Below are 25,773 nucleotides of genomic sequence, written 5' to 3' on the forward strand. Positions count from 1 at the left end.
ACCCTAAGAAAATATGATTAAATTATTGATTGCGGATCCTCATCCTATTATCAGAAAAGGACTTGAGCATTTGTTTTCCGCTACTTCTGATGTAAAAATTGTTGGAAGTGTTGACAACGGCGAAGCCGTATTAGAATTTTTGAAAAAAGAACCAGTAGATGTGTTACTTTCAGAAATTGACTTACCAAAACTTAATGGATTAACTGTTTTAAGACATTTAAAGTCAGATTTTCCTGATGTTAAAGCTTTAATGCTTAGCGCACAACCAGAAAACGTTTATGGTTTTAACTCTATTAAGGCTGGAGCTGCTGGTTATATTTCTAAAAACGAAAATGTTATTACCATTAGTGAAGCTGTAAATAAAGTTTATAATGGCGGTATACATTTAAGTAACGAATTAACCCAAGAATTAGCCTTTGGAACTAGAGTAAACAAAAATGGAAGATTCTTTAAGAAACTTTCTACTAGAGAAACCGAAGTTTTAAAACTTTTGGCTATTGGAAAGAAAAACAAAGAAGTATCCAAGGAATTAGATATTAACGAAAAAACAGTAAGTACGTACAAAGCGCGCTTAATGAAAAAATTAAAAGTTGATAATTTAGTAGACTTAGTAAACCAAGCTAAGTTTTTAGACTTATAGTACCCTATTAAGTTTTCTAGATAACAACATTTTTAAACTAGAATACTCTTTAACTTCTTCGAGCACAGATTTGTTAATTTTAGATTTGTGCTCGATTGTTTTTTGCTGAAACTCCTTCACTTTTTGTTCTATTAAAAAACAACGTAAACTCAGAATGGTTTCACTAACCAATTGAGCTACTGTATGCGTTTTTTCTTTTGGAAATATGTTTTTACGTTGCCAATCGCTTAAGTTGTAACGTTCATCTTCCATTAAAATATGTGTTATTTCATTTGCTGTATCTGCATCAACAGTATTTATAAAGTTTTTTAATTCAAACTCTGTACTTTGGTTTAGCTTATCTACAATGGTGTAATACAAATGCTTAAACTGAGGGTTAGAAAACTCCATTTCATCTTCCTGTAAATCAAGATAAATTTTTTCAAAAACCCTTGCCTTTTGTACTACGGGCTCTAAAATTAGCTCTCCACTTTCGGTTTCCTTATAAACTAAATCTTCAAAATCCTCAACCTTATTTCCATACAACAATAGTATTTCAATTATCTTACGTTCTAAAAGGTATTGTACATCAACCTTTTTTACTGGTTGTTCATGTTTTATAACCTCAAAGCTTTTTTGTGGCTGTTTAGATTTTTTATGCTCCTCTTGCGCTTCCTTTTTGCTTATTTGTGCTAATGTGGTAAACAGCACCTCTTCGCTTATATCCATTATTCGAGCACATTCTTGTATGTACACTTCTTTTTTAATGGTATCAGGAATTTTAGAAATACTGTTTACTATATCCCTAATGGTTTCAGCTTTTTTTATAGGATCGCTTTTTGAGTCTTCATAGAGTACCGATGCCTTAAACTGAATAAAATCTTTGGCGTTTTCTTCTAGATAAAGCGTTAGTTCCTCAAGTGTGTTTTGTTTTGCAAAACTGTCTGGATCTTCGCCTTCGGGAAAAGAGCAAACTTTTACGTTCATGCCCTGTTCCAAAATTAAATCTATACCACGAAGCGACGCGCGCATACCCGCAGCATCACCATCAAAAAGTACCGTAATGTTTTTGGTAAGCCTATTTATTAGGCGAATTTGCTCTGAAGTTAATGCAGTTCCCGAAGAGGATACTACGTTTTTAATTCCTGTTTGATGAAACTGAATTACATCGGTATATCCTTCTACCAAATAACAATTATCCTCTTTAGCTATACTTTGTTTGGCATTGTAAATACCGTACAACACCTTACTTTTATGGTATATCTCGCTCTCTGGGGAGTTTAAATATTTTGCTGCTTTCTTATCGTTAATTAGTATACGCCCACCAAACCCCAATACACGACCGCTCATGCTTTTAATGGGGAACATAACACGCCCCTTAAACCTATCAAACCGCTTTTCTTCTTTAACAATAGTAAGCCCTGTTTTTTCTAAAAACTCTAGTTTGTATGCTTTTTTTAGTGCTGCATCTGTAAAGGCTTGCCATTCGTTTAAAGAGTAGCCCAAATCGAACTTCTTAATGGTTTCATCTGTAAAGCCACGTTCTTTGAAATAACTTAAACCGATAGATTTTCCTTGATCGGTTTTATGTAATATATTTTGAAAATAACTGTTAGCAAACTCACTCACCAAATACAAGCTCTCACGTTCGTTGGCAGCTTCTTTTTGTTCGTTGGTTTGCTCGGTTTCCTCTATTTCAATATTATATTTTTTTGCAAGATATTTTATAGCTTCTGGATAGGTGAAATGCTCATGTTCCATTAAAAATGCAACAACATTGCCGCCTTTGCCAGTACTAAAATCTTTCCAAATTTGTTTTACAGGAGACACCATAAAGCTTGGGGTACGCTCGTCGCTAAATGGGCTTAGGCCTTTGTAGTTACTGCCAGATTTTTTTAACTGCACAAAATCGCCTATAACCTCCTCTACCCGAGCGGTTTCAAAAACTTGATCAATGGAATGTGCTGCTATCAAAATAGTGAATTTTTGGAAATGTAAATGTAATAAAACTATTCATTTAGAAATGAAAGTGTGTTTTTTAAATTACAAGAGTGTTATCCCATAATCATATGGAATAACACTCCTTAAAAAACTACAAATAATCAATAATTATTTTTTCCTCCAAATACCCTCCATTTCCTCTAGGGTTTTGCCTTTAGTTTCTGGCACCATTTTCCAAACGAATATTGCAGAAAGTATACTCATTACACCGTAAAACAAATAAGTGCCTCCACTACTAAATTCCATCATTGGCGGGTATGTAGATGAAATGAAGAAATTAGCTGCCCATTGTGCCGCAACAGCTATAGCTACTGCTTGACTTCTAATTTTATTAGGGAATATTTCTGAAATTAACACCCAACAAATTGGCCCCCAACTCATCATAAAAGATGCCGTATAAACAATAATAAACACTAAAGTTGAAATGCCTATAATATTTTGGAAAGCCAAAATAGAAATAGCAATCATACCTACTGCCATCCCTATAGAGCCTGTAATTAACAAAGGTTTTCTACCCCATTTATCAACTGTTGTAATAGCAACAACAGTAAACACAACATTAACCAAGCCCATAATAATGGTTTGTAACATAGAAGCATCTTTCGCTGCACCCATACTTTCAAAAATTCTAGGGGCATAATACAGTGCCACATTGATACCAACAAACTGTTGGAAAACAGATAAAAGTATACCAACTATTATTACAACTTTACCATAAGCAAACAATTTTCCTTTTGTTTTTGAACTTTCAACCGTAGCTTTGATTTCACTTAAAATTTCCTGTGCCTTCTCTAAGCCATTAATTTTAGAAAGTATCGACAAGGCCTTATCGTCTTTATGCTGTAAGGCCAAATACCGCGGTGTTTCTGGCATAAAGAACATTAAAACTACAAATATAGATGCTGGAATAGCTTCTGAGGTAAACATGCGTCTCCAACCTATTGTATTTATCCACTCAATGGTCTGCCCTTCAGCTATACCCCAATTTACAAAGTATACCACTAGCATACCAAAAATAATGGCAAACTGATTTAAAGACACTAAACGACCTCGAATATTTGCCGGTGCTATTTCACCTATATACATTGGGCAAACAGCAGAAGCTAGCCCCACGCCTATACCACCTATAATACGGTAGAAATTAAACATCCAAAGTAAACCCATAGAAGGTTCGCCTTTTTCAAAAAACAAAAACTCAGGATTTCCCGAACCCAACGCCGATAATAAAAATAATACACCTGCTATAATCAGCGCATTTTTACGCCCGAATGTTGAGGACACAAACCCTGAAAATACGCCCCCAATAATACAGCCTATTAATGCAGAAGAAACCGTAATACCATGTAAAAAGGAACTTAACCCTTGACTATCTATTAAAAACGCTTGAATTGATTTTTCTGCTCCAGAAATAACTGCAGTATCGTAACCAAAAAGCAATCCACCCAAGGTAGCTACCAATGTTACTACATAAATAAACGATTTATTCAGTGCCATAATTTATATGTATTGATTAATAATATTTTCAAATAATTCTTGTTTACCACTCTTTAGTGGTAATTCTCCATTCTCCTGTGCGATTTTATAAAGGTCGTTAAAATTTAACTCGCCATTTTCAAAAGCTTTTCCATTTCCAGAATCGAATGATGCGTAACGGTCTTGTCTTAATTGTTCATAAGCTGAAGATGCAATAATTTTATCAGCTGTAATTAATGCTCTAGCAAACGTATCTGCACCACCAATGTGTGCTAAAAAGATATCTTCTAAATCTGTAGAGTTTCTTCTAATTTTGGCATCAAAATTAACGCCTCCACCTTGTAAGCCTCCTGCTTTTAGGAATACTAACATCGCTTCGGTTGTTTCTTGAATGTTATTTGGGAACTGATCGGTATCCCAGCCATTTTGGTAATCGCCACGGTTTGCATCAATACTTCCTAGCATACCTGCTTTAGCAGACACCTCTAGTTCGTGCTGGAAGGTGTGTTGCGCTAAAGTAGCATGATTTACCTCAATATTCATTTTGAAATCTTTGTCTAAACCATAGTTTTTAAGGAAGCCAATAGCTGTTGCAGCATCAAAATCGTACTGGTGCTTCATGGGCTCCATGGGTTTTGGTTCGATAAAGAACGTGCCTTTAAACCCTTGTTCTCTTGCATAATCTCTAGCCATGGTTAATAGCTGCGCCATGTGGTCTAGCTCGCGCCCCATATCTGTATTTAATAACGACATGTAACCTTCACGACCACCCCAAAATACATAGTTTTCACCATCTAAGGCTATTGTAGCATCTAAAGCTAATTTTATTTGTGCACCTGCTCTGGCCACCACATTAAACTCTGGATTTGTAGCGGCACCATTCATATATCGCGGATTTGAAAAACAGTTGGCTGTTCCCCAAAGTAACTTTACGCCAGATTCTGCTTTTTTACCCTTTAGATATTCTGTAATATCGGCAAGTCTTTTTTCTGATTCTGCTAGTGTAGCACCTTCTGCTACCAAATCGTAATCATGAAAACAGAAATAATCGAATCCCATTTTGGTAATAAACTCAAAAGCAGCGTCTGCTTTATCTTTGGCTGCTTGCATTGGGTCGTTAGCCTGATCCCAAGGGAAATTTTGAGTTCCAGGACCGAATGGATCTGCTCCTTGCCCACAGAACGTGTGCCAATAGGCCACCGCAAATTTAAAATGTTCGCGCATGGTTTTGCCAGCTACTACCTGCTCTGGGTTGTAATATTTGAATGCCAAAGGATTATCGGAATCCTTTCCTTCGAATTTAATATCGCCTATACCTTTAAAATACTCTTTGTTTCCTAAAATTGCCATATGTAATATGTTTTTTGTTGATATGTTTATTTATTTAATTTTCATCTACTGTTCCAATATATGTTCTAAGGTTGCTTCGCGTTAGGGATTGAACGGTATTTGGAGCTCTCCCTTTTTTTGCGGGAAGCGATTAGTGAAAGCCTGCCTGCCAGCAGGCTCAACCTTTTGCGATCCTGCAAGATTTTTAAAACCTTGTAGGTATGAGCTAAAGGCAATGCCCAAAATTTATTTATTTAAAACGTTATCCAGTTCTTTTTTCCAGTTATTGTAAGCAGCCTCATAAGCTACTTTATTCTTAAGAGGTTTGTAAGTCATTACATGATCGTTTGCTGTTATGTTATCACCAAATTTCTTAAAATCACCATCGGTTAAACCTGCTGCACGAGCTGCCCCTACTGCACCTGTGGTGTTATAAATTTCGATTTCATGACCTATTAACGTCGCAACGGTATTAGAGAAAATCTCAGAGCGGAACAAGTTATCGTTACCAGCACGAATTACTTTTATTTCAGCATTATCTGCCTTTAAAATATCCATCCCATAAACGAATGAAAACGCTATACCCTCTAAAGCAGCACGACATAAATGCCCTTCGCTATGGGTGTTTAAATTTATATTTGAAATATGAGTACCTACAATTTTATTGTTAAACATACGCTCTGCGCCGTTACCAAAAGGAATAACGCAGACACCCTCTGAACCAACAGGTACAACCTCTGCTTTTTGATTCATAGCTTCATAAGAATTTGAAGCTAAATTATCTTTTAACCATCGGTATTGAATTCCTGCACCGTTAATGCACAATAGCTTTCCTAAAGTTGCTTTTTCTTTAGAGTAATTAACATGTGCAAAATGATTAATTCTCGACGGTTCGTTTGATTTTAAAATATTGGTTACAGCATATACAACCCCCGATGTTCCTCCTGTTGCCGCCACTTCTCCATGATTAAACACATTTAAGGACAATGCATTGTTGGGTTGGTCGCCTGCTCTGTAAGTTACAGGAATACCTTGTGGCAAACCTGTAGCTTTTGCACCAGTACCGTTCACGTTACTTTGTGCTGTGAAATTTTCTACAATATCTGGTGTTAAGGCAGTGTTTATATCATAATGTTCTAATAACCAATTAGCAACGGTATCGGTTTCATAATCCCAAAGCATACCTTCAGACAAACCGTTTTTAGTGGTATTAATTACACCCGTTAGCTTCATTGCGATAAAATCACCAGGAAGCATAAATTTGTATATTTTGCTGTAAATTTTTGGTTCGTTATCTCGTACCCACTTCAATTTAGACGCTGTAAAATTTCCTGGAGAATTGAGAAGTTTTTGCATACAACGATCTTCTCCTAATGTATTAAAAGCGGTGTCGCCAATATCTACAGCGCGACTATCGCACCATATGATGGAGTTACGCAAAGGCTCACCAGCGTTATCTACAACAACAAGCCCATGCATTTGATACGAAATACCAATAGCCTCGATTTTAGACGCATCAATATTACTTTCTTTTATGGCGCGCTTGGTCGCCACACATACAAAATGCCACCACATATTGGGATCTTGTTCTGCCCAATTTTGTTGTGGTGCTACGATTTCCATTTCATTAGTTGGTTCATTCAAAGTCATCACGTTTGCACCTGTATTGGCATCTACAATGGAGACTTTTACCGAAGAACTTCCCAAATCATATCCTATATAATACACTTAGTTGGTTTTAGAAATTGAATTGTGAAAGTTAAAAAAACACCCTTTATTTTTTCTTAAAATAGAAAAATACCCCTTACATTTTTACGAAAAGTTTAAGTAATTAAAATATCTGAAAATTTTGTTAAGTCCGTTCTTTTTTAACGACATAAAATACTAGTTGATTATCTTTACCTGAAAACAATTTTAGAATGCAAAAAACATATTACGATCCAGCAGACCTGAGAAAATTTGGAAAAATTACGGAATGGAGCGAAGAATTAGGCACTAAATTCTTTGAGTATTACGGAAAGGTTTTTGAAGAGGGCGCGCTTACCGCCCGCGAAAAATCGCTTATAGCCCTTGCCGTAGCGCACACAGAGCAATGCCCATATTGTATTGATGCCTACTCGCAAGATGGCTTGCAACGTGGCATTACAAAAGAAGAAATGATGGAAGCCATACACGTAGGTGCTGCTATTAAAAGTGGGGCAACCTTAGTACACGGTGTGCAAATGATGAACAAGGTAAATAAATTGGATGGGTAGAAAGCCCTTCCTAACCTCTCCAAAGGGGAGGAACACCTCTCATGGATTTAGGAAGTTAAAAAATATAGCTCGATTAAAAAAGAAAATAGCAAAAAGTCGAAACCCAAATCAATTCGCAGAATTGAATGTCCAAGGCCAGAATAGATGAAGTAAAGCTACGAGAACAGGAGAACGACAGTTCGATGCGGAGTTTTCAAATCGGTCTCCAGTGTTTTCAACTGGAAAATTCCTCGACTTGAACTTGATTTTTTGGTTCATCGTATTTAGCTTAAAACGTCCACCGGATCTTTCAAACTAAATAGTGCATCAAGGCAAAATGAACAAAACTAAAAAAGTAGTCCCTAAGAAAGCATATGACGAAAGTAAAAACACAATCACTACACAAACGCGAAAGCGCATTAGCCAATAGCAAAAGACAATTAGAAATTCTGTCGAATGGTATTTTTAAAAATGGGGATTTACCAACTTTTGCCTCTAAAATTGGAGAAACTAATCAATTTCCCCTAAAAGCTAAAAAACTAGAAATCCTTCAGATTAATGTGGGATACATGTGTAATCAAGTATGCGAACATTGTCATGTAGATGCTGGTCCAGACCGAAAAGAAATTATGACCAAAGCAACTATGCAACAATGTTTAGATGTTATTAAAAACACAGGGGCACACACCTTAGATTTAACAGGTGGTGCACCAGAAATGAATCCTAATTTTAGATGGTTTGTTGAGGAAGCGTCAAAAGCAGGAATTAAGGATTTTATTGTACGCTCTAACCTTACCATAATAAAAGCCAATAAAAAGTATTACGATTTACCGGAATTCTTCAAAAAACACAATGTACATGTAGTGAGTTCTATGCCGCATTGGACAAGGGGCAAAACAGACAAACAACGTGGTGATGGTGTTTTCGATGCCTCGATAGAAGCTCTAAAAATGCTAAACACTATTGGGTATGGCATGCCAGAGAGCAGTTTACGCTTAGATTTGGTTTATAACCCGTCGGGGGCATTTTTACCAGGAGACCAAATGGCTATGGAAAAGGATTTTAAAAAGGCGTTGTTAGAAGATTTTGGAATTCAATTTCATAATTTATTTGCCATTACTAATTTGCCAATTTCAAGGTTTTTAGATTATTTAATAGCTTCAGAAAACTATGAAGATTACATGTACCAATTGGTTGAAGCATATAATCCTTCTGCGGTTAAAAACGTTATGTGCACCAATACGCTTTCGGTTAGTTGGGATGGGTATTTATACGATTGCGATTTTAACCAAATGCTAGAACTACCTGTAAATAGTAAAGTAAAACATATCTCAGATTACAACGAAGACCTTTTAGAAGGCAGAACTATTGTAATTTCACAACATTGCTATGGCTGTACTGCTGGTGCGGGAAGTAGTTGCCAAGGCTCTGTAGCTTAAAATAAATGACCTGCAAGGTATCTTCGAGGAACGAGGATTCCTTGTAGGTCTGAAAAAATGAAATGAAAACACCTACAAGGTTTTAAAGACCTTGCAGAATAAAAAAATGAAAAAATTAGCTCTATTTATTTGTATTAGTATATCTGTTTCAGGATTTTCCCAAAAGAAATTAGACAAACTTTTAAAACGACAGAATACAGAATCTATCCCATACATTTCAGTAGATGCACTAAAAAACATTCAAAATAATGTTATTCTTTTAGATGCCCGCGAAGAAAGAGAATTTAAAATCAGTCATCTTAAAGATGCCATTTGTGTAGGTTATGATAGTTTCAATTTAAAAAAAACCGAAGTAAAACTACCAAATAAGGAAGCCAAAATTGTAGTGTACTGTTCACTTGGTATCAGATCAGAAGATGTTGCTGAAAAACTAAAAAAAGCAGGCTACACCAATGTTCTAAATTTATACGGTGGTATTTTTGAATGGAAGAATAACGATTTAGAAGTATTAAATTCGAAAGAAAAACCTACAGACTCCGTCCATACATTTTCTAAAGTTTGGAGTAAATGGTTAAAAAAAGGCATAAAAGTATATGACTAAAGAACTTATTATTGTTTTTGTGAAGAACATTACACTTGGAAAGGTAAAAACCCGACTAGCGAAAACTATTGGAGATGTTGGTGCTTTTGAAGTTTATAAAGAACTGGTTGCCATTACAGAAAAAGCAACGTTAAATGTAGAAGCCGATAAGCGCATCTATTTTTCCGATACCATCATTAACGAAAAATGGCAAGGCTTTGAAAAATTTATACAAGAAGGTACAGATCTTGGCATTCGTATGAAAAATGCTTTTGCAAGAGGTTTTGAAGATGGTTATGAGCGTATTGTGCTAATCGGTTCCGATTTACCAGATATTAATGCAACGCATATTTTTAATGGATTAAAAGCTTTAGAAAAAAGCGACACTGTTTTTGGTCCCGCGGAGGATGGTGGCTATTATCTTATCGGCCAATCAAAACATTATAATTTCCTGTTTGAAAACAAGCCCTGGAGTAAGGATAATTTATTAGAAAAAACACTACAAGAACTAACAGAAAAAGCCGTTACATTTAGTACTTTAGAAACACTAAATGACATTGATACCTATGAAGATTTAATAGCTTCAACGTTTTACAAATCGAATAAAAAACTACAAGAAAAAATAAAACAATTACATGCTTAAATTTATTAATGAAACAGTAGACTACCTTAAAGACAAAGGTTTTAACGAACCCGAAGTAGGCATTATTCTAGGTACTGGCCTAGGCCAACTCATTAATTCTATTGAAATTTTAAAAGAAGTAAGCTATAACCATATTCCTAATTTTCCAACAGCTACCGTTGAGTTTCACAAAGGAAAGCTTATCTACGGTAATCTAGCCGGAAAAAAAGTCGTGGTAATGCAAGGACGTTTTCATATTTATGAAGGCTACACATTACAAGATGTAACGTATCCTGTGCGTGTTATGCAACAATTAGGTATTACAACACTTTTAGTATCTAATGCTGCTGGCGCCATTAATTTAAATTTCAAAAAAGGGGAATTAATGCTGATTGATGATCATATTAATCTTCAAGGAAGTTCTCCACTTGCCGTAAGAGGCATTGAACAAATGGGTGAGCGTTTTGTAGATATGAGCGCACCATATAACGCAGACATTAACGCCAAATTTAAAAGTATAGCAAAGGCACACAACATAACTTTACACGAAGGTATTTATGCCAGTGTTGTTGGTCCGCAATTAGAAACCAGAGCGGAATACAGAATGCTTAAAATTATTGGTGCAGATGCCGTTGGAATGAGTACCGTTCCAGAAATTATTGTTGCGAATCATTTAAAATTAAAAGCAGCTGCCGTATCTGTTTTAACAGATGAATGCGACCCAGATAACCTAAAACCTATAAATATTGAGGAAATCATAGCTATGGCGGCCATGGCTGAACCAAACATGGTGATCCTTTTTAAAGAATTGATTAAAACACTTTAAGTTAGTTTATTTAGTAGCAGTAAGCAGTCAAGTGTCTACTGCATACTGAATACTTCATACTGCATACTGCATACTGAACACTGAACACTGAAAACTAAAACATGAGCACATACTTAGAAACCACACACAAGGTATACAAAGAAGCAGCTATAACCCCAGATGTTGGCCTATGCTGTACCACTAACCCAATTTGGGAACTACCAGGGCTAAAAATCCCAAAAATTATGCAAGAAATGAACTATGGTTGTGGATCTACTGTGCATGCAAGAGACCTTACCAACAATCCAAAAATGCTATATGTGGGCGTTGGTGGCGGCATGGAATTGTTGCAGTTCGCTTATTTTAACCGACAAAAAGGTGGCGTTATTGGTGTTGATGTGGTGGATGAAATGTTGGAAGCCTCAAGAAGAAACTTTATTGAAGCCGAAGCTCTAAACAACTGGTTTAAAAGTGAATTTGTTGACCTTAAAAAAGGAGACGCCTTAAACTTACCTGTAGAAGACAATACAATTGATGTTGCTGCCCAAAATTGCTTGTTCAATATTTTTAAAGCTGAAGATTTAAAAAAGGCTATCGCAGAAATGTATCGTGTGCTTAAACCTCATGGACGTTTAGTAATGAGCGACCCAACTTGTGAACAACCAATGAATGACACACTACGTAATGATGAGCGTTTGCGTGCCTTATGCTTAAGCGGAAGTTTACCAATTGCCGATTACGTAAAAGCACTAACCAATGCTGGTTTTGGTACCATTGAAATTAGAGCTAGAAAACCTTACAGAATATTAGATCCTAAACATTACCCAACCAACGAATTAATTTATATAGAGTCTATTGAGGTGGCAGCCATAAAAGACCCAATGCCCGAAGACGGACCGTGTATTTTTACTGGAAAAGCTGCTATTTACTATGGTGACAACGATTATTTTGATGACAAAAAAGGACATGTGTTATTAAAAAATCAGCCTTTAGCTATATGCGATAAAACTGCTGGAGCGTTAGCTAATTTAAAGCGGCACGATATTTTCATTAGTGAATCTACTTACCACTACGATGGTGGCGGGTGCTGTTAATCACTAATTAACACTAAGTTATGAAATTATTGAGTCTCATTTTTTTAACCTCTTTAGTACTATCTTGTTCTGGTACTAAAAGCGTAGTTAACAACACCAAAAAACCTACTCCCAAACCAACACCTAAAACAGAGGAAAATGGTTCTGTAGCCAATAGCAATACTGAGGTTATAAAAATAACAGACACTTTGTATGTTCCTGATTCTAATGAGGAAATTGAAATTATTGAGAAGCCAATACTAAATGCAGAAGAAAATGTTCCAGAAGTATTTAATCATAACATATTAAATAATTTACTTAAAGCGTATGTTTCTGAAGCAGGAAATGTGAGTTATAAGGACTTAAAGAAAAATCATAAACTACTACTAAGTTATATTGAACAATTAGGCAAAAATATACCAAATAACGCTTGGTCTAAAGAAGAGAAACTTGCCTACTGGATTAATGCTTACAATGCTATGACTATTGACTTAATCCTACGTCATTATCCAGTAAAAAGCATAAAGGACATTAAAAATCCATGGCAGCAACGCTACTGGAAATTGGGAGAAAAATGGTATAATTTAGATGAAATAGAGCACGACATTTTACGTAAAATGAACGAACCACGCATTCATTTTGCTATTGTTTGTGCTTCTTATTCGTGTCCTAAATTACAAAATGAAGCCTTTAATGCTTCCAATTTAGAAGCTCAGTTAACTAACGCTACCAATGAGTTTTTAAGTGACCCTGAACGAAATGCTATTTCAGTAAACAACTTAGAACTTTCTAAAATATTCCAGTGGTTTGCTAAGGATTTTAAACAGAACGGTTCGCTAATCGATTTTTTAAATCGATATTCTAAGGTAGAGATTTCGCAAAATGCTAAAAAACATTTTAAAGATTACAGTTGGGATTTGAATGAATGACACAACGTATCATCCTGAATTCATTTAAGTACCTCATCTAGATTCTAGAATAAATTCAGAATAACAAATACAAGTTTTATGAATAAAATTTCCATCATTATACCTACTCTAAATGAAGCAGCCACTATTGAAAAACTGCTGAAGCATCTCTTTGAAAATTCATCTAAAGAAAATATTGAAGAGGTAATTGTGGTTGATGGTGGGAGTATTGATGGTACACTAGATGTTATTAGACCCATAAGGTCTGTTAAAGCGATATTAGCAGAAAAAGGTCGCGCAAAACAAATGAATCATGGCGCAAAAGCTGCCAAAGGTAATGTGCTCTACTTTTTACATGCAGATTCTTTTCCACCTAAAAATTTTGATACCTATATACTATCTCAAATACAAAAAGGCAATAATGCAGGGTGTTTTAGAATGAAATTTAACAACAGCCATTGGTGGCTAAAATTGGCAGGATGGCTCACCGCCTTACCCATTATGGCGAGCAGAGGTGGCGACCAAAGTTTATTTATTACCCAAAAACTATTTAAAGACATTGGGGGATATAACGAGCAGTTTTTTATTTACGAGGATAATGAACTAATAAAAAAACTGTTTTCTATAAATGAATTTGTTGTAATTCCTAAATGGTTAACAACCTCTGCAAGATGTTATGAAAAACATGGCGTTTGGAAAACACAATATCATTTCTGGTGTATTCATTTAAAACGAAAATTGGGCGCTTCCCCAAATGAGCTTACTAAGTATTACAAGGAAAATTTAATTAACTCTTAAGATTTATTTCTACCTACTTCCTCTGGATACAAATCTTTCACTACATCACTTTGAAATACTTCTTTTGTATCTATGTTAATGGCCGAAAGCTTACCAAAAAATGCAGCTCCCGTATCAATATTCCATACGTTTACGGCATTCATTGGCGCGTATTCGTTGTAATTTAAAGTTGGCGTATGGCCAATATAAATTTCATGATAATGTGTAAGTCGCTTTGGATATAATTCAGAGGTTTTTTCAATGCTTTGGTCCATAGTTAATGCCATTTCCCAAAGTGTTCTATCAAAATACAAGGTGGTTTTAAACACCTCTTTTTCAACACCATGCATTGATGTAAAGCCTGCATGCAAAAACAATCTATTGTTTTCATCGATATGATACATCTTTAGGCTTTCAAAAAATTTTAGATGTTGCTTTTTATCTTCATTAGAAAACGTTTCATAACTTTCTATAGTTTCTTTTCCTCCATGCATATACCAAGTTGGGTATACTTCACCACTTCGCAACCAGTCTTCACACCATACATCATGATTACCTTTAATGAAAACACAATTAAATTTCCCTGAAAGTTCTATTAAAAACTGAACTACTTGTGCAGATTCGCTCCAACCATCTACATAATCGCCCATAAAAATTAAAGTGTCTTCATCTTTAATTTCCAGTATATTTAATACTTGTAACAAAGCCTTTAAACCGCCGTGTATGTCTCCAATTGCAAAAGTGCGCATAATTTATTGTTTTAGGCAAAACTAATAGATTCTACAAAAAACAATCAGCTATTACACTAATTTTTAATTCAAAAAAAAATGAAAGTATAAATTTTGTCTTTTTTTTTTGTAATACCATTACCATATATCATTTTTTAAGGCGTTTATGTAAAGAGTTTAAACGACAAAAACACAGTTTTAATCGTTTAAAAAACAAATGCTTAACGATTTACAGAACCCTATACATATTTTATATAATTTATTTTTTTCATTATTTTATAAATGTTATATTTGGTAAACCAATCTGGTAAACCAATTATTTTTGTTAGTTATCGCCCAAAATTAAATTAACAAAACCTAACTGTTTTGCTGTATAGCCTACTAGTATTACTAATCTAAAAAAGACAAAACTCATGAAAAAAATTACCTTTCTTTTTCTATTGCTGTTTTCGGCTTCAGTACTGGGACAAACAACGTACAATATTGACGACCCTGAAGCCGTTCGAGATGTAATTTACCAACCAGGAGATGTTATTATTTTAAAAAATGGCACGTACACTACCGATGAACGCATTAGGTTTCTTGGTTCTGGTACCGCAGAAAACCCTGTGATTTTAAGAGCTGAAACACCAGGAGGCGTTATTTTTACCGGAGGGCCACGTTTAACTATTGGTGGTGAAACCGATGATACTACAGGCGATAAAATTGCAACTGGTGAATACCTAATTGTTGATGGTTTCCATTGGAAAGGCGGCTACGGTGCTAGTAATTTTATTGAATTTAGAAATGGTACCGATTATGCCCACCATAGCACCATTAGAAATTGTGCAATTGATGGATTAGGTATTGAGCCAGACGAATTAGCTGAGGATTTATTAGATGAACAAATACCAAAACATAGATGGATTGTACTTTACGGTACTTACAATAGCGTAATTAACTGCACATTTATGAATAAAGTAAGTGCAGGTGCTATAATTTTAGGGGAATACTCGTATAACGCATTTCCTGTTGTACCCGATGGAGAGCCAGAAATAAATAATAGTTGTGCTGAAGTTGGCCATACCATAATGAATAATTATTTCTATAATTATGAAAAAATGACCGAGAAATACGGTAGAAAAGCCAATGGTGACGAATTATCAAACGCTGGAGATAGCGAAACTATTCGCATTGGTACAAGCTCTTACCAAATGGTAAATAGTAACGTAACGGTTAGTAACAATTATTTTGTGCAAGCCGATGGGGAAAATGAAATTATAACCAATAAAAGTAAAGGCAACACCTATACAAACAATACGTTTAGAAGATGTAGAGGCTCTTTAGTGTTACGCCATGGTTCTTACGCTACAGTTGATGGCAACTATTTTTTAGGTGAAGATGTTGAAGGTACCGGAGGTATTAGAATTTCTGATAGTTACCACACCATTACAAATAATTACATACAAGATTGTATAACCGTTAATGATTTCGCAAAATGGAATAATGGCATTACCTTTATTGGTGGTGGCGCTAATGCTGACGTTTCTTGTACTACCGACGACACATCAAATGGCTATCAAGAAAGCAACAGTATTACACTTTCTAACAATACCATTGTGAATACAAACGCGCCTTTGTTCTATAATGTAAATACAGATAACAATAATGACATTACAGGAACGGTTTCTAATAACTTAATTTATTTTGAAGCTGGCAACCCCAATATCACTCCTATAATTTCAGGAGACGACCCCACATCGTATGCCAATATAGGCAGTACATTAACGTATAATGGAAACGTGTACACAGGAACAACTTTGGGTGAAACAAATGCAGGGTTTTCTGAAGAAACTGGAATTACAGCGAATGCTGATGGTGAAATTTTTACTTTTTCAGGTACGGGAACTACAGGAAAAGGTGCCGACATGGGCGCTTATTCTCCTGCAACCGATGCCATGGTTGGTTATGGTATTGGCGCTTGTTTCTTAGATTATACAGGATCTGGTATTACCAATGGCGATTGTACCATTGAAGTTATTGAAACCTTAACCGTTAGCAGCCTACCTCCGCTAAATCCTAATGCTGGCAGCTACGATGTGTCTGTTAATGCTAATGTAAGCTGGACAGCGCTATCAAACGACGATTGGATATCTATTGATGTAGCCTCTGGTACTGGTGCCACTACTGTCTCTGTAACGGTAACTGAAAATACCGAAACTACAGAAAGAGTTGGCACAGTAACATTTACACAAATTCCTGGAGGCGACGATATTGTTAGAACCCTAACCGTAACTCAAGAAGGCGCAGACCTAACAGATATTTATAATCTTATTAATGATGTGCCTGGTGGTGGCCCAGTTTCTATTCACTCGTTTTCAAAAGAACAGGTAGATGGAACATCAAAATTTAACTATGCCGCAAATACTCTAGATAAAGATACTGGTACGCAATGGACGGCAGATGATGGTGACATTTTAGTTGATGATTACAAAGGTGATGGTGAATATGTTATTTTTGATTTAGGTGAAGCCTACAATTTAGATTTAATTAGAATTGCTACTGATGATAAATCCGATCCTTATGGTTTACAAATTTGGATATCAACTACCGGAACAAATCCTGCTGATTTTACGATGCTATTACCAACTTCAGGCGATTTATTGATAACCACAACAACTGGAACTCGCGATGATTACGACCAATATGAAATTACTGCGAACGCACGTTATGTTAAATTAATGAGCTTTGGAAGATTTAATACTGCTGGAGACTCCAGAAAAAGTGTTTGGACAAATATTACCGAAATTGAGTTTTTTGGAACAGCAAGCGCTTTGTCTATTAATGATATGTCTAAAGAAGATATAAAACTTTTTCCAAATCCGGTTCGTAATGGTATGTTGTACTTAAGTAAAACAAATAATAATTTAGATAAATTAACTATTTACAATATTTCTGGTAAAGCAATATTAACTAAGAATCTTAATGCTAGGTTAAGCAAAGAAACTATTGATGTTTCGTCAATTTCAGAAGGTTTCTACTTTGTTGAAATTGTAAAAGGCAGTAGTAAACATATAAGCAAGATTATTATTTCAAAATAAAAAACATCATAAATCTCTAAAAAACTCACAAAGAGGCTGTTTTAAAAGTATTTTTAGACGGCCTCTTTTTTTTTTAAACTTTAAACTAAAAATACTGCCCTATACCAAACACAAATCCTTTAGTGGCATTTTTAGAAATACCGTAACCATAATCTATTCTAAATATGGCATTGTATATTTTTTTATGAATAAAGCGCAAACCTAAACCAGGGTATATTTTTACATTATCTTTTTTGCTAAAATCGCCAAAATCACCACCTGGATTTCGCCATGTTCCTGCATCTACAAAGGCATTTCCCTGCAGTACAAACCAGTTTTTTTCGTAAAGTGTATATCGGTACTCGGTATTAAAAACAATTGTACCCGTACCTCTATCTATGGTATTCCCCACACCACGCACATTTATATTATTATCTACCGAGAACGGTGCAAACGGGGTTTCATCGTTTGTAGACAAGCCTATACGCACCCTATTTGCCCAATTTCCCTTATCTCCAATACGTTTAAAATAGAAAAAATCGTTCCAACCTATAAAAAAATCAGGAAGCATATCGTTTGAAGAAGTTACATACTGAAAGTTAAAAATGTTTCGAAACCCCGAAACAAAGTGATAGAAATAATTTAGGTTGTTATATTCGTAGATACCTTTTGCTAACCATTTGGGTACGTTCAATTCTGGACGATTATTAATATTTTCGCCTTTAAAACGGTAATCTTCCACAAAATAATTTATACCAAATTCCAATCTGTTATGAAAATTAAATTGGTACAAACCTAGCACTTCAAAACTTTCGTTGTTGTATTTGTATTGCGCAGTTTCATCTTCAAAAAAAACTGGTTCTTGAGTGGTTAAATCTTGATAATTAACAGCTAAACCCAAACGGCGCGAAAACAAAAAAGGCGCTCTAAAATTAATAGCGTAAGAATCGTAAATATCCTTTTGGTAAAAACCGCCAATAATAACATTGCTCCCAAAGGCATTAAACTCATAAAGACCAATACGGTACGCAAATTCGTCGTCATCAGTAGTATAAAAATTTACCAAAGGAATTAAAGTAAAATTTTCTTCAATATTATAAAACACATTGTACGTGCCATTTTCAGTTCGAAATACTTGATAATAGGCATGGGAGATGGAAGGTAGCCGTTTTAACAATTTCATATCCTCCTCTATACGTAAAGAATCTAAAATAGTACCAGATTTTACAGATGCTACTTTTTTTATGAATGCTGTTTTTAATTTTTTATTCCCTTGAACCTTTACATCGGCCACATAGTTATCTTGAGCATACAGCATGCAGCTAAAACACATAGTGAATACAACGGCAAAAAATAGTTTTATCATTGAGCTGAAAAAGATTTAGTAATCACCAAATTCACCCAATTATCGATACTTACATCCATTAATGTAAAATTATAAGTGTTGCCAACAATTAAGTCTGGAGGTGTTTTGGTGGTAACATTTAGCACCACATTATTGGTATTGTAATATTGAAATGAACTCTGGTAAGTATAAGTGCCAGACAACAAATTATTTTGCGTGTCTGAAATTACCTGAAAATAAATAGCATTATCGCCAACAGCATTTGGTGTCCATGAAAAAATTGGCATTTTAGAGGTGGCTTTGTTTACAGTAACATCTTTAGTCCAAACCGTTGGTTTCGTTAAGTGTTTGATGCGTATTGGATTTGAAATTTTTACTTCACCATCTAGTTCAAAAGTAATAATTACCCATTTTTCATTGGAAGTAGACTGTGTAAACTTACCCAAATGCCCATTAAAAAACGGCTCACTATTTATGAGTACTTGGTTGTAATTGGCATAATTCTCATGGTCTACTTGAACATTTTTAGTCTCATAGAACCTTATATTAGTAGCACCTGCTTCAGGATAAAAAAATGTTAAAATTGCTCCAGTGTCTTTATCGCTTGCCGCACACGCTATTACGGCTCCTGTTTCAATATTATTGCTAGAAGCATATACTGCTAGCGTTTGCTCAGTGGTATCATCTGCATCAGAACAAGATGTAATTATCAAAATAAAAAACAATATATAATTCCACTTTTGCATTAATATTTTGTTTTATAGTAATTGCGAATTAATGTTTCTACTGGTTTGTTTTGTGGCGTAAACATAGTATTGTTTTGCCCTCCCACCTTGCTGTGATTTATAAACCATTTCCAAATAAAGCCTCCAGCAAACCAATTTTCTTTCCAAAAAGTTTCAAACAAAGCCTTCGTGGTGTTTTTTTGTGCCTCTAAATTAACCGCTCCCAAAGCCCTATCGCTCTTCCAAGGTGTTTTACCTGCATAATCTACACTTCTGTATCCAAACTCTGTAAAAAGTATAGGTTTCCCTTCTTTCTCAGAGATAGATTTTATAATTGGTTTATGGGTTTTCCACCCTTTTAAACAAGCTTCAACCGTAGGTGTCTTACTGTCATTAACAGGAAAATAAGCATCAATTCCAATATAATCTAGTGCACTCCAAAACGGTGTACGTTTAAATTCGTCCCAATTGGCAGCATAGGTTAATTTCCCTTTGTAAATGGTTTTAATTTTTTTTATTAGCGCTTGCCAATATGCTGATCTGTTTGTAACAAAACGTTCTAGTTCAGTACCAATACAGAATATGTCGACATTAAGTTGATTAGCTAACACTGCATAGGCTAAAATAAATTTTGAGTAAGAGTCTTCTAAAGCTTTCCAATCGGTTTCACTACTCATTTCTATGTGTCCTGTATACTCGCCTTGCCATACCCAAATCTGGGGTTTTAGCATAATTTTAATATTTTTTTTATGTAGCTCGTTAATGTACTGTGTTGCGCCATCTACAGTTTCGCCAAACCACTGCCTATGGGTGTTGTGGATAATTTCAGGATGTTTTAAATCTTTTATAAAACCAAAGGGCATAATAGCTGCATAATTGGCATTTACATTTACAAGCGGATGTATATGTTTAGCCGTAACCTCGGCATTGGCAGCAACAAAACTCACCCCATTTATTTTATCAGTTTGTGTATTACAAGATTGAAAACCGAATATTAAAATAAAAACAAGTAGTTTATAATGCCTCATATATCATAACTTTTAAGCTTCTAAGGTACTATTTAATCTTATAGTATTACACTAAAATAACGCCCTTAACCCAATATTAAAAGTTTGCCCTAAACCTGTATTGTTTCCTCTAAAAAAGTTTGAATACAGGAATTCTACGTTAAGTGCTTTGGTTAATTGGTATTTTGCACCACCACCAATAATAGAAGCATTTTGGCTAAAATTGTTTTCTCCTTTATCATTTCCGCTAAAAGAGATAAGCTGAATATGCTGCACTAAACCTAACACGGTAAATTTAGAACTTGGGAAGTAACTTAAAAATACACCAGGCGTTAAGCGTAAACTGTTGTAGGCAAAACTTGCCTGTTCCCCAAAATTATACTCGGTATTTAACTCTGAAAACAGCTGCCAATCGCCACTTGCAAAACTATAATCGTAGAAAAATCTGTTTTGGAATATAAATCCGTCTTGATCTAAAAACACACCTTCTTCGGTTTCATTATCAACTAATGGAATATGAAATGCGGTTTGAATGGTAAAATTGCCAACATTTTTAATTGGGTTAAATTTTATTGCAGGCGCGAATGATGTAAAACCAGAACGCGCTGTACCACGTTCGCCATCAAAAGAAAACACATCTAGCGCATTTCTACCTCCAATAACATTAGAGCGAAATTCTAATAACAATCCAACATTTAATGTATTATTATTAGATACACCCGTAAAAACATCAACTGTTGAGGTAAAAAAGGTATTTCTTGGTATGTTTTGTTTTTCGCCATTGGGCCCAAATAAATCTTTAGTTTCAGTATATAAATTATTAAACCATTTGATATCCCATTGTCCTTTTTTTAGTAAGATTGAAGGCGTATAGGTTTGAATTACGCTGCGTTGTTCTTGCTCTTCTTCTTGCGAAAATCCATTAAAGGACATCACCATTACTACTAATATTACTATTACTCTTTTCATTATTTTGGCTTTAAATATTTGTTTAGACCTGTTATTATTGTTTATTAATTGTCCAATCGTAAGGAAAATAACTTAACTTCCATTTACCTTCCAATTTGTCTGTTTTATATGTATTTATAAAGTCTATTTCATCCATACCATTCATAGTAAAATCCTCTTTATACCACTCCATAATTTGAGATACTTGCACACGGTTTTTCTTGTTATTTACCCTTATAAAATCCCCATTTATAGCTTTTTTAGTTTGGGTTTCTAGTTGCGCATCTAGAGTATTTGGCAAATATGCTTTATTAATAAGGGGTGGACATCCTACAGCGCCACAAACGAGTACAAAGTGAAAACGAGGTTCTTTAAAATTTCCTCTTAACAATTTATGTTCAATGTCATTTAAAGTGGTACTTATTCCCCCTATACTGTACTTAGTTTTATCAAAAAAACCAGCATGATCTAAGGGCGATTTTGTTGGATAATGGTCAATAAGTCCTTTTATCACCAAAAGATTATAAGCATTAATCCAAAAGGCTTGGAAGTTTTTAGCATCGACTTTAGAAACCGAAATACCTTCGGCAATTTTTAAAATTTCGTTAAGTTGTGAAGGAGCTTTGTGTATAGTATCGTAAGCCACTCTACCGTTAGCTACGTTAGCTTTAAAAAATGCTTCGGCTTTATTAAAGAATGTATCTAAATCTTGTGCTTGCGTAGAAATACTTCCTAATAGTACTGTAATTATGACTATGATTTTTTTCATTTTTAAATAATTTGATTAGTGATATACTTTCATCTAAGTCAGTCTTGCTTCAAGAAACTTTCAAAAAAAACAAAAAATTTTCGCGTCTCAACCTAATACCATTCCTTACAAAACTTAACCAATTTAAACCTGTTCTAAATTAAAGGCACTTGTTAAGTTCTTATCTTTAGATGCGACCTAATACAGCATAACAACCAAATTATGGAAGAACATATCGTTATAATAGGAAATGGAATTTCTGGCGTAACCGCTGCCAGACACATTCGTAAACTTTCCGATAAAAAAATCACTATAGTTTCTGCTGAAACTGAATATTTCTTTTCCCGTACCGCATTAATGTACGTGTACATGGGCCATATGAAATTTGAGCATACGCAGCCTTACGAAAATTGGTTTTGGAAGAAAAACAAAATTCATCTCAAGAAAGGATTTGTGAAGCAAATTGAAACCAAATCTAAAACCTTACATTTTGCTGAAGGCGACACTCTAGAATACGATAAATTAATAATTGCCACAGGCAGTAAACCCAATAAATTTGGATGGCCTGGTGAAAATCTAAAAGGTGTTATGGGCATGTACCATAAACAGGATTTAGAGAATTTAGAAACATATGCGCCCAATAACAAAGTTTGTAAACGCGCCGTAGTTGTTGGTGGTGGCTTAATTGGTATTGAATTGGCAGAAATGTTACATTCCCGCCATATTCCTGTTACTTTTTTGGTACGTGAAAGCAGTTTTTGGAATGGTGTGCTACCCGAAGCTGAAAGTGCAATAATTAACCGTGAAATTATGGCCAACGGAATAGACTTAAGATTGTCTACCAATTTAAAGGAAATAATTTCTGATGAAAACGAACAAGTTAAATCTGTAATTATTGAAGAAACAGGTGAGGAAATTCCCTGTAACGTGGTTGGCTTAACTGCTGGTGTTTCGCCTAATATAGATTTTATAAAAGATTCTGAAATTAAAACTGGTCGTGGCGTAAAAGTAAATCGGTATTTAGAAACCAATATCCCCGATGTTTATGCCATTGGCGATTGTGCAGAACAGCAGGAAGGGATTAACCAACGCAGACCTATTGAAGCGGTTTGGTACACGGGCCGAATGATGGGTGAAACGCTTGCGCAAACTATTTGTGGCAATAGAATACAATACAATCCTGGGCACTGGTTTAACTCTGCAAAGTTTTTTGATATTGAATACCAAACCTATGGATGGGTTTGGGCACAACCCAAAGCAAACGAGGCACGGTTTTATTGGGAACATGCCGATGGCAATAAATGCATTCATATTAATTACAATAAAAACACTCGTGAGTTTATTGGCATCAACACCTTTGGCATTCGTATGCGCCACGAGTTTTTCGATAAAATGTTAAACGAAAAACAATCTGTAGATTATGTTTTAGAACATTTAGCAGATGCTAATTTCGATCCTGAATTCTACAAACAATACGAACGCAACATCGTTTTAAAATTTAACAAAGAAAACAATACAAACATTCAACTTAAAAAGAAAAGTTGGAGACGCATATTTGCCTAAAAAAATAATTATGAACGTATTAAAACAATTAGGTTTAGCTTTATTCATTATTGGTATAGGCATTTTTACCGGAAGTATTTTTACTGGTAATTTTAGTTTAACTGAAGCTGAATTAAATGAATTTTTAGCCTCAAAAAACTATAAAAGTGAACTTATTAAAGATGAACTTAAAAAGGCAACGGTTACTAAAGAAAACTTAAATATTTTTGAATTTTCTAGTCGCGTTAGGAATGCTTATAAAACCTCCAACAACTACTACGATGCATTAATTGCAAAGTATGATGCCGAAAAGAATTGGGATAAAAAAGGCGAACAATACCAATATAAGATCTACGGAAAACCACATACCCTAAGTTATGAAATAGCAAAAAAAGCAGGCTCTGGTTTTGTAAAGGAAAATTCGGGGTTGTTGTGGTGGCTTACCTTTGGTTTGTCCATTATTGGTGCGCTATTATTTATAATCCCTAACCTTGTGCTTTTGGGCAGACCAGGAATTAAAAACAATGGTATTTACCATAAAGCAAGCACCAATCGCGGTGGCATTGCCTGGGTAGTATTTGTGTATTTGGTAGTGTTTTATTTGCTGCTATACTTTATGCCAGATTATATTGTGAATTGGACTTACATTTTAGACCCAATAAGCATATTTTTAAATGGAGGGCCAGCAAGCCAATGGTTTGTTTATGGGTTTTTATATTGTACCGTTATGGTTGTTATGGCGGTACGCATGTACATAAAATACAGACACAACAAATATCAAATTATCAGAACAACCTCGGTACTCTTCTTTCAAATTGTATTTGCATTTTTAATTCCTGAAATTATGACCAGCCTAAACATGCCCGGGTACGATTTTAAAAATGCATTTCCGTTAGATTACGACTTCTTTTTTGAATGGAATTTAGATAATTTAAGAAATAGAGGAGCCATTGGGCTTTTTATACTTGTTTGGGGTACTATATTAACTTTAATAATAGTGCCTGTAATGGTATATTTCTTTGGAAAACGCTGGTATTGCTCTTGGGTTTGTGGCTGTGGTGGTTTAGCCGAAACCTTGGGCGATCCCTACAGACAACATTCTGATAAAAGTCTGAATGCCTGGAAATTAGAACGTTGGTTAGTTCACGGTGTTTTATTGTTTTCGTTGGTAATGACACTTGTAACCCTCTACTGTTATTTCTCGGGTGCTGAAGCCTTTTTGGGTATAAAATCACAATGGATTAAAGACACCTATAGCTTTTTAATTGGGGCTTGGTTTGCAGGTGTAATAGGTACTGGCTTCTACCCTATTTTTGGTAACCGGGTATGGTGCCGTTTTGGGTGTCCGCTTGCTGCGTATCTAGGTTTAGTACAACGTTTTAAATCTCGATTTAGAATTACCACCAATGGCGGGCAATGTATTTCCTGCGGCAACTGTTCTACCTATTGCGAAATGGGAATTGATGTACGTTCCTATGCCCAAAAAGGCGAAAATATTATTCGTGCAAGTTGTGTAGGCTGTGGCATATGTTCTGCTGTTTGCCCAAGAGGTGTTTTAAAACTTGAAAACGGCCCAGAAACAGGACGCATAAACCCAAATGATATTTTATTAGGAAACGATGTAGACTTAATGGATTTAGTAAATCAGAAATAAAAATAGTTTTCATTGAAGCCCTGTTTTCAGTTCAGCAATTTTACAGCGCTATTTCGCAGACTAACACAGGGAAATTTTTTAGTGTTTTAAAAATATAATAGTAAAAACTAGCCATGGTGATTTAAAAAACATTTCTATGTATCACTGCTAAAACTAT

General features: G+C 35.0%; 22 protein-coding genes. 12 read left to right on the forward strand and 10 right to left on the reverse strand.

Going from position 1 to position 25,773, the window contains the following annotated elements:
• Nucleotides 1-13: 13 nt before the first annotated feature.
• Nucleotides 14-640 carry a response regulator gene (locus tag CLV33_RS01385; protein WP_105472382.1) on the forward strand — a complete coding sequence of 209 codons (627 nt, stop codon included), beginning with the start codon at nucleotides 14-16 and terminating at the stop codon, nucleotides 638-640.
• On the opposite strand, the gene dnaG is transcribed toward CLV33_RS01385, so the two are convergent.
• From dnaG to CLV33_RS01405, 4 genes are all read right to left on the reverse strand, one after another.
• Nucleotides 635-2,593 (reverse strand): DNA primase, encoded by a 1,959-nt coding sequence (dnaG, locus tag CLV33_RS01390; RefSeq protein WP_105472383.1) that lies wholly within the window; start codon nucleotides 2,591-2,593, stop codon nucleotides 635-637. The genes CLV33_RS01385 and dnaG overlap by 6 nt on opposite strands.
• A 135-nt stretch (nucleotides 2,594-2,728) precedes the next feature.
• A complete protein-coding gene (gene xylE / locus CLV33_RS01395; protein ID WP_042248058.1) occupies nucleotides 2,729-4,114 on the reverse strand; it encodes a D-xylose transporter XylE in 1,386 nt (461 codons plus the stop codon).
• Nucleotides 4,115-4,117: 3 nt separating this feature from the next.
• Complete coding sequence (xylA, locus tag CLV33_RS01400) at nucleotides 4,118-5,443, reverse strand: xylose isomerase (RefSeq protein ID WP_105472384.1); 1,326 nt, start codon at nucleotides 5,441-5,443, stop codon at nucleotides 4,118-4,120.
• Between the two features lie 225 nt (nucleotides 5,444-5,668).
• Nucleotides 5,669-7,150: a xylulokinase gene (locus CLV33_RS01405; RefSeq protein ID WP_105472385.1), complete on the reverse strand. Its 1,482-nt coding sequence runs from the start codon at nucleotides 7,148-7,150 to the stop codon at nucleotides 5,669-5,671.
• A 191-nt stretch (nucleotides 7,151-7,341) separates the two neighbouring features.
• Between CLV33_RS01405 and CLV33_RS01410 the strand changes: the two genes are divergently transcribed.
• The 8 genes from CLV33_RS01410 (at nucleotide 7,342) to CLV33_RS01445 (ending at nucleotide 13,881) form a co-directional block, all read left to right on the forward strand.
• Nucleotides 7,342-7,677, forward strand: a complete 336-nt coding sequence (locus tag CLV33_RS01410) for an arsenosugar biosynthesis-associated peroxidase-like protein (RefSeq protein ID WP_042243055.1) — start codon at nucleotides 7,342-7,344, stop codon at nucleotides 7,675-7,677.
• Nucleotides 7,678-8,030: 353 nt separating this feature from the next.
• Complete coding sequence (arsS, locus tag CLV33_RS01415; protein WP_105472386.1) at nucleotides 8,031-9,095, forward strand: arsenosugar biosynthesis radical SAM (seleno)protein ArsS; 1,065 nt, start codon at nucleotides 8,031-8,033, stop codon at nucleotides 9,093-9,095.
• Nucleotides 9,096-9,201: 106 nt separating this feature from the next.
• Entirely contained in the window at nucleotides 9,202-9,696 is a 495-nt protein-coding gene (locus CLV33_RS01420; RefSeq protein ID WP_105472387.1) for a rhodanese-like domain-containing protein, read from the forward strand.
• Nucleotides 9,689-10,318, forward strand: coding sequence for a TIGR04282 family arsenosugar biosynthesis glycosyltransferase (locus CLV33_RS01425; protein ID WP_042243034.1), 630 nt, complete (start codon nucleotides 9,689-9,691; stop codon nucleotides 10,316-10,318). The genes CLV33_RS01420 and CLV33_RS01425 overlap by 8 nt, the downstream gene beginning before the upstream one ends.
• Nucleotides 10,311-11,123 (forward strand): purine-nucleoside phosphorylase, encoded by an 813-nt coding sequence (locus tag CLV33_RS01430; RefSeq protein ID WP_105472388.1) that lies wholly within the window; start codon nucleotides 10,311-10,313, stop codon nucleotides 11,121-11,123. The genes CLV33_RS01425 and CLV33_RS01430 overlap by 8 nt, the downstream gene beginning before the upstream one ends.
• Before the next feature lie 101 nt (nucleotides 11,124-11,224).
• A complete protein-coding gene (arsM, locus tag CLV33_RS01435; RefSeq protein WP_105472389.1) occupies nucleotides 11,225-12,196 on the forward strand; it encodes an arsenosugar biosynthesis arsenite methyltransferase ArsM in 972 nt (323 codons plus the stop codon).
• A gap of 20 nt (nucleotides 12,197-12,216) precedes the next feature.
• Nucleotides 12,217-13,104, forward strand: a complete 888-nt coding sequence (locus CLV33_RS01440; protein ID WP_105472390.1) for a DUF547 domain-containing protein — start codon at nucleotides 12,217-12,219, stop codon at nucleotides 13,102-13,104.
• Nucleotides 13,105-13,182: 78 nt separating this feature from the next.
• Nucleotides 13,183-13,881 (forward strand): TIGR04283 family arsenosugar biosynthesis glycosyltransferase, encoded by a 699-nt coding sequence (locus CLV33_RS01445; protein ID WP_105472391.1) that lies wholly within the window; start codon nucleotides 13,183-13,185, stop codon nucleotides 13,879-13,881.
• On the opposite strand, the gene CLV33_RS01450 is transcribed toward CLV33_RS01445, so the two are convergent.
• Nucleotides 13,878-14,609 (reverse strand): metallophosphoesterase family protein, encoded by a 732-nt coding sequence (locus CLV33_RS01450; RefSeq protein ID WP_211297524.1) that lies wholly within the window; start codon nucleotides 14,607-14,609, stop codon nucleotides 13,878-13,880. The genes CLV33_RS01445 and CLV33_RS01450 overlap by 4 nt on opposite strands.
• A 392-nt stretch (nucleotides 14,610-15,001) precedes the next feature.
• Between CLV33_RS01450 and CLV33_RS01455 the strand changes: the two genes are divergently transcribed.
• Nucleotides 15,002-17,668, forward strand: coding sequence for a chondroitinase-B domain-containing protein (locus CLV33_RS01455; protein ID WP_105472393.1), 2,667 nt, complete (start codon nucleotides 15,002-15,004; stop codon nucleotides 17,666-17,668).
• An 85-nt stretch (nucleotides 17,669-17,753) separates the two neighbouring features.
• Here CLV33_RS01455 and CLV33_RS01460 read toward each other — a convergent pair whose 3' ends face one another.
• From CLV33_RS01460 to CLV33_RS01480, 5 genes are read right to left on the reverse strand one after another with little or no spacing between them, the layout of a single operon-like run.
• On the reverse strand, nucleotides 17,754-19,013 hold the full coding sequence (locus tag CLV33_RS01460; RefSeq protein WP_105472394.1) for a POTRA domain-containing protein: 1,260 nt from the start codon (nucleotides 19,011-19,013) through the stop codon (nucleotides 17,754-17,756).
• Nucleotides 19,010-19,738 carry a hypothetical protein gene (locus tag CLV33_RS01465; protein WP_105472395.1) on the reverse strand — a complete coding sequence of 243 codons (729 nt, stop codon included), beginning with the start codon at nucleotides 19,736-19,738 and terminating at the stop codon, nucleotides 19,010-19,012. Before CLV33_RS01465 ends, CLV33_RS01460 begins: the two co-directional genes overlap by 4 nt.
• Nucleotides 19,738-20,745, reverse strand: a complete 1,008-nt coding sequence (locus tag CLV33_RS01470; protein WP_105472396.1) for a glycoside hydrolase family 113 — start codon at nucleotides 20,743-20,745, stop codon at nucleotides 19,738-19,740. The genes CLV33_RS01465 and CLV33_RS01470 overlap by 1 nt, the downstream gene beginning before the upstream one ends.
• 51 nt (nucleotides 20,746-20,796) lie before the next feature.
• Nucleotides 20,797-21,693, reverse strand: a complete 897-nt coding sequence (locus CLV33_RS01475; protein WP_105472397.1) for a hypothetical protein — start codon at nucleotides 21,691-21,693, stop codon at nucleotides 20,797-20,799.
• A gap of 34 nt (nucleotides 21,694-21,727) precedes the next feature.
• Nucleotides 21,728-22,441 carry a DUF547 domain-containing protein gene (locus tag CLV33_RS01480; protein WP_105472398.1) on the reverse strand — a complete coding sequence of 238 codons (714 nt, stop codon included), beginning with the start codon at nucleotides 22,439-22,441 and terminating at the stop codon, nucleotides 21,728-21,730.
• A 201-nt stretch (nucleotides 22,442-22,642) separates the two neighbouring features.
• On the opposite strand from CLV33_RS01480, the gene CLV33_RS01485 reads away from it, so the two are divergent.
• Nucleotides 22,643-23,983, forward strand: coding sequence for an NAD(P)/FAD-dependent oxidoreductase (locus tag CLV33_RS01485; RefSeq protein ID WP_105472399.1), 1,341 nt, complete (start codon nucleotides 22,643-22,645; stop codon nucleotides 23,981-23,983).
• 10 nt (nucleotides 23,984-23,993) lie between these two features.
• Complete coding sequence (locus tag CLV33_RS01490) at nucleotides 23,994-25,616, forward strand: 4Fe-4S binding protein (RefSeq protein WP_105472400.1); 1,623 nt, start codon at nucleotides 23,994-23,996, stop codon at nucleotides 25,614-25,616.
• The last annotated feature ends 157 nt before the right edge of the window (nucleotides 25,617-25,773 follow it).

The organism is Jejuia pallidilutea (assembly GCF_002973595.1).
Lineage (GTDB): Bacteria > Bacteroidota > Bacteroidia > Flavobacteriales > Flavobacteriaceae > Jejuia > Jejuia pallidilutea.